Source organism: Chromobacterium aquaticum, assembly GCF_021129195.1.
GTDB lineage: Bacteria > Pseudomonadota > Gammaproteobacteria > Burkholderiales > Chromobacteriaceae > Chromobacterium > Chromobacterium aquaticum.
In genome coordinates, this window is record NZ_JAJOHW010000210.1 from 1 (window position 1) to 1396 (window position 1396).

Genomic DNA, 1396 nt, shown 5'->3' on the forward strand with positions numbered 1-1396 from the left:
GTCGGGCGCCGGCATCGGCCGCCTCGCCGCTGCGCTGACGCCCCTTCCGCGACAAGACCCCAAGCCAGGCGGAGGGAGGCCGCGCGCCGTCACGCGCGCGTCACATCGGCCAGCTACACTAGCCTGGTCCTCGGGAAGCGCCAAGCGCGCTTCCAACTCCTTTGTATCTGTCGATTGCATGCTTGCCGCCCCCCGGGGCGGCTTTTTGTCGTCCAGACCCGGATGGACGGCGCCATAATTACCACGCCCATGGATTTGCCAAACCCGGACGGTTTTTGGGAAACTAGCTGGTTTTGCAAAAAGCATAAATACCAAAAACGACTGGATGGTTTGACATGAAAATACAATACAAGACAATCCTGGTGGCCGCCTGCCTGAGCGCGTCCGCCGCCGTGGGCGCGCAACAGGCCGCCGCCGACAAGGACTCCCCGGTCAAGAACCCGCACCTGGGTCCTTACACCCAAAACATCGCCAATGTCGCCAACTGGGAAGTGCCGCCCAAATACCTGTCGCTGGACCAGGACGACACCACCCGGCTGATGGAGGCGATGCAAAACCCCAATGTCACCGACTCCTGGCTGTTCGGCCCGCAATCGCTGGAACCGTGGTTCGCCGTGGTGTCCTACGACAGCACCGGCCACGTGATGGACGGCGAGAAGCTGGACGCGGACGCCATCCTGAAACAATTGCAGGAAGGCACCGAAGCCTCCAATGAAGAGCGCCGCAAGCGCGGCTGGCAAGAACTGCACCTGGTGGGCTGGCAAACCCCGCCGCATTACGAGGCCGACACCAAGCGCCTGTCCTGGGCCACCATCAGCGAAAGCGGCGGCCAGCGCGTGGTCAACTACACCACCAAGGTGCTGTCCCGCACCGGCGTGGCCTCCGTCACCCTGGTGACGGAACCGGCGCGGCTGGACGGCGCGGTGGCGGACCTGAAAACCCAGTTGAACCAGTTCCAGTTCAAGCCGGGCGAAAAATACTCGGAATTCAAGGAAGGCGACAAAGTGGCCGAATACGGCCTGACCGGCCTGATCGTCGGCGGCGCGGCGGCCGCGGCGGTGAAAAGCGGCGCCTGGAAATGGTTTGTCGGCATCCTGGCCGCCGGCTGGAAAGTGATCGCCGGCCTGGCGCTGGCCGCCTTCGCCGGGCTGAAGTCGCTGCTGTCGCGCAAAAAAACGCAGTGAGCGCATGGATTACTCCCTAATCCTCTGCCTGGCCATCCTCGCCTTCTACCTGCTGGACCTGCTGCTGCTGCTGCCGGCCGGAGAAGGCATCGCCTATCTGGCCGGACACGGCTGCCAGGCGCGGCTGCCCTCGTGGCGGGCGCGGCTGGGCGGCCGCTTCGCGCTGCTGGCCGCGCCGTGGCGATTCGCCTCCACCTGCGCCAAGCTCAGCC

General features: G+C 64.8%; 2 protein-coding genes. Both read left to right on the forward strand.

The window, feature by feature from the left end; genetic code table 11:
• Positions 1–335: 335 nt before the first annotated feature.
• A complete protein-coding gene (locus LQT98_RS22925; protein ID WP_231465471.1) occupies positions 336–1184 on the forward strand; it encodes a DUF2167 domain-containing protein in 849 nt (282 codons plus the stop codon).
• A gap of 4 nt (positions 1185–1188) precedes the next feature.
• A partial coding sequence (locus LQT98_RS22930) for a hypothetical protein (RefSeq protein ID WP_231465473.1) occupies positions 1189–1396 on the forward strand: 208 nt, incomplete at its 3' end.

Bases quoted from the DNA above. Each gene is read 5' to 3' on its own strand.
- LQT98_RS22925 (WP_231465471.1), top strand. From the start codon at position 336: ATGAAAATACAATACAAGACAATCCTGGTGGCCGCCTGCCTGAGCGCG.